Annotated in this window: 7 protein-coding genes; 2 read left to right on the top strand and 5 right to left on the bottom strand. The window is 70.4% G+C overall.

Annotation, left to right across the window (positions count from 1 at the left end):
* The 5 genes from KME77_RS05980 to KME77_RS05960 form a co-directional block, all read right to left on the bottom strand.
* A partial coding sequence (locus KME77_RS05980; protein WP_219462742.1) for an ROK family glucokinase occupies positions 1–818 on the bottom strand: 818 nt, incomplete at its 3' end.
* 25 nt (positions 819–843) lie between these two features.
* Positions 844–1,254 carry a DUF5304 family protein gene (locus KME77_RS05975; RefSeq protein WP_219462737.1) on the bottom strand — a complete coding sequence of 137 codons (411 nt, stop codon included), beginning with the start codon at positions 1,252–1,254 and terminating at the stop codon, positions 844–846.
* Complete coding sequence (locus KME77_RS05970) at positions 1,238–2,404, bottom strand: ArsA family ATPase (RefSeq protein ID WP_219462736.1); 1,167 nt, start codon at positions 2,402–2,404, stop codon at positions 1,238–1,240. The genes KME77_RS05975 and KME77_RS05970 overlap by 17 nt, the downstream gene beginning before the upstream one ends.
* A 1-nt stretch (position 2,405) precedes the next feature.
* Positions 2,406–2,843, bottom strand: coding sequence for an SRPBCC family protein (locus tag KME77_RS05965; protein WP_219462734.1), 438 nt, complete (start codon positions 2,841–2,843; stop codon positions 2,406–2,408).
* A gap of 21 nt (positions 2,844–2,864) precedes the next feature.
* The gene (locus tag KME77_RS05960) at positions 2,865–3,632 is read right to left on the bottom strand and encodes a metallophosphoesterase family protein (RefSeq protein ID WP_219462731.1); all 768 of its coding nucleotides are present in this window, start codon (positions 3,630–3,632) and stop codon (positions 2,865–2,867) included.
* Between the two features lie 103 nt (positions 3,633–3,735).
* Between KME77_RS05960 and KME77_RS05955 the strand changes: the two genes are divergently transcribed.
* On the top strand, positions 3,736–5,454 hold the full coding sequence (locus tag KME77_RS05955; RefSeq protein WP_219462729.1) for an AMP-dependent synthetase/ligase: 1,719 nt from the start codon (positions 3,736–3,738) through the stop codon (positions 5,452–5,454).
* 163 nt (positions 5,455–5,617) lie between these two features.
* Positions 5,618–5,905, top strand: coding sequence for a hypothetical protein (locus KME77_RS05950; RefSeq protein WP_219462727.1), 288 nt, complete (start codon positions 5,618–5,620; stop codon positions 5,903–5,905).
* Positions 5,906–5,984: the final 79 nt, after the last annotated feature.

Below are 5,984 nucleotides of genomic sequence, written 5' to 3'. Positions count from 1 at the left end.
GTCTCGCGGGCCAGGTCGAGGAAGAACTCGGCGGCCCGGGAGACGCCGCCGCCGATGATGAAGCAGCCCGGGTCGAGGATCGCGGCGAGGTCGGCCATGCCCTGGCCGAGCCAGTCGGCGAGCTTGCCAAACGCCTCCAGCGCCGCCTCGTCGCCCTGCCTGGCCGCCTCGGTGACCTCCTCGCCCTCGATCGTGCCGCCGGCCAGGCCGAGCAGGATCCTGGCCCGCTTCGGCTGCACCTGGGCGATGTGCCGGGCCTCGGCGACCAGGGCGTTGCCGCTGGCGTACTGCTCCCAGCAGCCGGACTGCCCGCAGCCGCAGAGCTTGCCGTGGGGCACGACCTGCATGTGGCCCAGCTCGGCCCCCATGCCCCAGTGGCCCCTGAACAGCTTGCCGTCGAAGACGAGGCCGCCTCCGATGCCGGTGCCGAGCGTGATGCAGACGACGTGCGACTGGCCGCGGCCCGCGCCGAACCTGGTCTCTCCCCAGGCCATGGCGTTGGCGTCGTTCTCGACGACGACCGGCAGGCCGATCAGCCCGGTGATCTTCTTCTGCAACGGCTCCTCGCGCCAGGCGAGGTTGGGGGCGAACCTGACGATCGAGCGGGTCTCGTCCACGAACCCCGCCGCCCCCACGCCGACGGCCTCGATCTCCCTGTCCTTGGCCAGCTCACGCACGACCTCGGCCACCGTCTCGGCGACCCGGTCGGGCTGATCGGCCGGGGTGGGCTTGAGCGCGTGGTCGACGACCTTGCCGTCGTCGTCTACCACGCCCGCGGCGACCTTGGTGCCGCCGATGTCCACGCCGATCGTGAGCATGCCCTTGTTTCTCCCTGTTCCTGTGCTAACCGAGGTCGATGTGCTCGACGCCGGCGTCGTGGGTGCGATCGCGGCTCGTGGTGCGCGGGGCCGGCCTGCTCAGCGCGTCCAGCGTCTGGCGGAACGCGGCGAACAGCTCGCCGCCCGCCGCCACCAGGTGCCCGGTCACGTCGGACTCCCGCTGCGCCGCGATGGCCCGGCAGAACGGGCAGGCGCGGCAGACGTACTGGTGGTCCTCGGGCTCCGAGACCGCCTCCTCCCACACGTCACGCTGCCGGCCTCGGCCGCCGCTCCCGCCTCCGGTGACGGAGTTGAGCACCGAGCGGCCGACGTGGCGGGTGGCCCGCCCCTGGATGGCGTCGAAAAGCTTGCGCGCCTCGTCGGTCACGGTCCCGATCGGGTCCCTGTTCACGTTGTTGTCATTGCTCTCGGTCATCTGGCCCTCCTGCTGTGAACCGTACCCGGAGGACGCCGTCACGGAGCGCCGCGCCACTGATCTTCCTGCGGGCCAGCGCCACCGGCAGCGCCAGGATCCGCCGGTACGGGCCCGCGGTGACGATCAGCTCGTCACCCTTGCGGGCCAGGTCCACGTCCGCCCGGTCGGCGCCCGGCAGCGCCAGGGTCAGCTCGTCGGCCGACAGCCGCAGCGGCGGCTCCACCGCCGGGGCGGCGAACGGGTCGCTGTCGCCGTAGATCGCCGCGCCCAGCTCGGCCAGCGCGTCCTTGCCGACGGGCTCGGCGGCCAGGTAGGGGACGACGTGGACGGGCAGCGGCGCGAACGACTCCTCGGCCTCGGCCAGCAGCCTGGACTGCGCGCTGACCCATTGGGCGCGCCACTCGTCGGCGCCGCCGGCCGGGAAGACCCGGTTGGCGATCACCGTGTCGACGCGGTAGCCGTACAGGTTGAGCGAGGTCAGCGTCCGCCTGGCCTCGGCGAGCACCACGGCCTCCGGCGTGAGCACGAGGCGCACGGAGGTGTTGTCGCCGGTGAGCAGCTCGCGCACCTCCAGCAGGGCGCGGTGGAAGCGCTCGCCCGCGCCCATGACCTCCTCGCCGGGGGCGGTGACACCGGCGACGCCGCGCACGAACGGCGAGACCACCTTCATGATCTTGCGGCCGATCGGCATCAGCTTGGAGACGTGCCAGTCGAGCGCCTCGGGCAGGGCCAGCAGCCGCAGCGTCTCGGCGGTGGGCGCGCAGTCGACGACGATGACGTCCCAGGTGCCGGCCTGGGCGTGCTCGCGCAGCTCCATGAGCGCGATGATCTCCTCGGCGCCGGGCACGACGGTGATCTCCTCGGAGGTCACCTCGTCCAGGCCCAGCTCGGCGAGCAGCCCCCTGGCGTAGTCCTGCAGCTCGCCCCAGTGGCGCTCCAGCGCCTTCTGGGTGTCGACCTGCTGCAGGTGCAGGCCGGGCGCGATCTCGCCGGGCTCGACGGCGAGCGCGTCGGCCAGCGAGTGGGCCGTGTCGGTGGAGACGATCAGCGTCTTGAGGCCGCGCCGGGCGGCCAGCGTGGCGGTCGCGGCGGCGGCGGTGGTCTTGCCGACGCCGCCCTTGCCGGTGAAGAGCAGGACCCGCGGGCTCACCTCAGCGCCCTTCGACGCGCTTCTTGAGGCCCTTGAGCGCGGTGTCCACGATCACCTTCTCCGCCTTGCGTTTGATCATGCCGATCATGGGCACCTTGAGATCGGCCGCCAGCTCGTACGTCACCTCGGTTCCACTGCCCGTGTCGGCGAGCCGGTAACTCCCGGCCAGCTCGGCGAGCATCCTGCCCGGCTCGACCACCTTCCAGTGGACGCTCTCGTCGTCCTGCCAGGTGTAGCCGAGGGCGTAGGTGTCGCTGATGACGCCGGCGTCCAGGACGAAGCGCACCGTCTCCGGCCGGCCGTCGGCCCCGGTGCTGAGAACCTCGGCGCTCTTGACCTGTCCCGCCCATTCGGGATAGCTGGCGAAGTCGGCGATGACGGCCATCACGGTGGCGCGGTCCGCGCCGATGGTGATGCTCGAAGTGGTGCGGTCAGCCATGCGACCACCGTACCGGTCAGCTCACCATTCGAGGATGTACGGAACCCCCTTTCCCCGGAAATGGCCCACGTTCACGCATTCGGTGCGTCCGATACGGGTGCGCTGGTGAAGCGGCTGATGGACGTGACCGAAGAGGGCGTAGCGCGGCTGGGTGCGCCTGATCGCCTCCAGGGTCGCCTCGCTGCCCCGCTCGAAGCGCCTGGCGACCACGTCGTACAGCAGCTCGGGCACCGCGGGCGGGATGTGGCAGCACAGCACGTCCACCTCGCCGACCGCCTCGACCTTGGCCGCGTACTCCTCGTCGGAGATCTCGTACGGGGTGCGGTAGGCGGTGCGCAGCCCGCCCCCGACGAACCCGAACCGCAGGCCGCCGATCTCCGCGGTCTGCCCGTCGAGCACCTGGTGGCCGTCCTGGACGTACTCCGGCCACAGGCGCGGGATGTCGACGTTGCCGTAGGTGAGGTAGGCCGGCTTGGGCATGGCCGCGAACAGCTCGCGGTACTGGGCGCGGACGTTGCGCTCGATGTGCTCGCGCGGGTCGCCGTCGAGGGTGGCCCACAGCCGCGCCGACATGGCCCTGGCCTCGTCGAACCGCTTGGCCGTGCGCAGCGCGATGAACTCCGCCGCCCGCTCGGCCCCGAACAGGTCGCCGAAGATGCCCTGCGCGGGGTCGTCGTAGTCGACGAAGAGGATCAGGTCGCCCAGGCAGATCAGCGCGTCCGCGCCGTCACCGGCCCTGGCCAGCGCCTCAGCCCTGCCGTGCACGTCACTGACCACGTGGACCCTCATGGACAGATCCTACGAGCCGCGACTGCTAGCGTGAGAGTGACCCCTACCCGCGCGTAACCCAGCGCGACAGCGGTCCAGGCGGTCCCCGAAGAGGAGTTCGTACGTGCGCGAGTACAGCGTCCCGGTGCTGGTCGACGTCCCTGCGTCCGCGAGTCTGCCCGACACGGTCTTCCTGCGGGCCGAGCGGGAGCCGGGCAGGGTGGTCATGCGGCGCAAGAGCGACGGCGGCTGGCCCGCCGTGACCGCCGCCGAGTTCCGCGACCAGGTGGCCGAGCTGGCCAGGGGCCTCATCGCGGCGGACATCGGGCACGGCGACCGGGTCGCGATCATGTCGCGCACCCGCTACGAGTGGACGCTCACCGACTACGCGATCTGGTCGATCGGCGCGGTCACCGTGCCCATCTACGAGACGTCGTCGGCCGAGCAGGTCAGGTGGATCCTGTCCGACAGCGCGGCCAAGGCCGTCTTCGTCGAACTGGACGCGCACGAGGAGACGGTCGCCGAGGCGGCGCCGGACCTGAAGACGGTGTGGCGCATCGACGCCCCCGGGCTGGACGGCTCGGCGGTGAGCGAGGCCGCGTTCCAGGAGCGCCGCGCGGCGGTGGGCAACGCCGACCTGGCCACGGTCGTCTACACCTCGGGCACCACCGGCCGGCCCAAGGGCTGCCGGATCACCCACGACAACCTGCTGTTCACCGCGCGCAACGTGGTGGCGGGGCCGCTGGAGCAGCTGTTCACCACGAAGGACCCGGCGGCGCTGCTGTTCCTGCCGCTGGCGCACATCTTCGCGCGCATGATCCAGGTCGCCGTCATCGAGGCCGGGGCGATCCTGGCGCACACCCCGAACATGAAGAACGTGGCGCCCGACCTGGCCGAGTTCAGGCCGTCGTTCCTGCTGGGCGTGCCGCGCGTGTTCGAGAAGGTCTACAACGGCGCCGAGCAGAAGGCCGTCGCGGGCGGCAAGGGCGCGATCTTCGCGCGCGCCGCCGAGGTGGCCGTCGCCTACAGCAGGGCCTCCGGCTCCGCCGGGCTCGGCCTGCGGCTCAAGCACGCGCTGTTCGACAGGCTCGTGTACGCCAAGCTGCGCACCGCCACGGGCGGCCGGCTGTCGGCGGCGGTCTCCGGCGGCTCGGCCCTCGGCGACCGGCTCGGCCACTTCTTCAAGGGCGTCGGCATCGAGGTGTTCGAGGGGTACGGCCTGACCGAGACCTCGGCCCCCTGCTCGGTCAACATGCCGGGCGCCAACAAGATCGGCACGGTCGGCAAGCCGCTGCCCGGCGTCACCCTGCGCATCGCCGGCGACGGCGAGATCCTGGCCAAGGGACGGCACGTCTTCGACGGCTACTGGCACAACGACCAGGCCACCTCCGAGGCGATCGACGCCGAGGGCTGGTACCACACGGGCGACGTGGGCGAGCTGGACGCCGACGGGTACCTGCGGATCACCGGGCGCAAGAAGGAGATCCTGGTGACGGCGGCGGGCAAGAACGTCGCACCGGGGCCGCTGGAGGACGCGCTGCGCGCGCACCCGCTCATCTCCCAGGCCATGATCGTCGGCGACGGCCGGCCCTTCGTCGCCGCGCTGATCACCCTCGATCCCGAGGCGATGGAGCAGGTGCGGCCGGCGGACGTGCGGGCGGAGGTCCAGGCTGCGGTGGACGCGGTCAACCGGACGGTGTCCAAGGCTGAGCAGATCAAGAAATTTGTGGTGCTGGAGCATGACATCACTGAAGAAAGCGGGCATTTGACGCCGACTTTGAAGGTGAAGCGCAATGTCGTGATGCGGGATTTCGCCGAAGTTATATCCGGGATCTACGAATGATCGTCCGGGATATATAAACCCCTACCTGCCCGCTACCTGCGGCTGATCACTTCTTGTCATCGGCTGTGCATTCCCAGCGACCATGGTCTAGCCTGAGAAGTGTTCACGGGACCGGAGATTTCGAGCATCCCCGGTCCCTTGCCTAACGGTAAGGGAGTTTATGTTGGGTATCAAGGAAGCGGCGCTGCAGTTGGGCGTCGAAATCGAGAACCAGGTCATTCAGGCCCGCGCCGACCAGATCGAGATGGGCCAGCAGCTCACCGAGCGCATCAACGGCGTCGCCAACCAGGTCAAGCAACTGGACGGCAAGGTCGAGATGCTGAAGACCGACGTCAACGACCTGAAGACCGACGTCAACGACCTGAAGACCGGCTTCGGTGAGATGAAGTCGACACAGGCGGCGATGATGCACATCCTCATCGACGTCCAGCGCAAGCTCAACGCCAACTAGAGCAAGACCCGCGCGAGCCCCCCGGCGCTACAGGCCGGGGGGCTCGCGCGTGTCGAGGGTCCCGCCGGCCAGGACATCC

This window comes from Nonomuraea rhizosphaerae, from assembly GCF_019396405.1.
Lineage (GTDB): Bacteria > Actinomycetota > Actinomycetes > Streptosporangiales > Streptosporangiaceae > Nonomuraea > Nonomuraea rhizosphaerae.
This window is presented reverse-complemented; position numbering and strand designations above follow the sequence as displayed.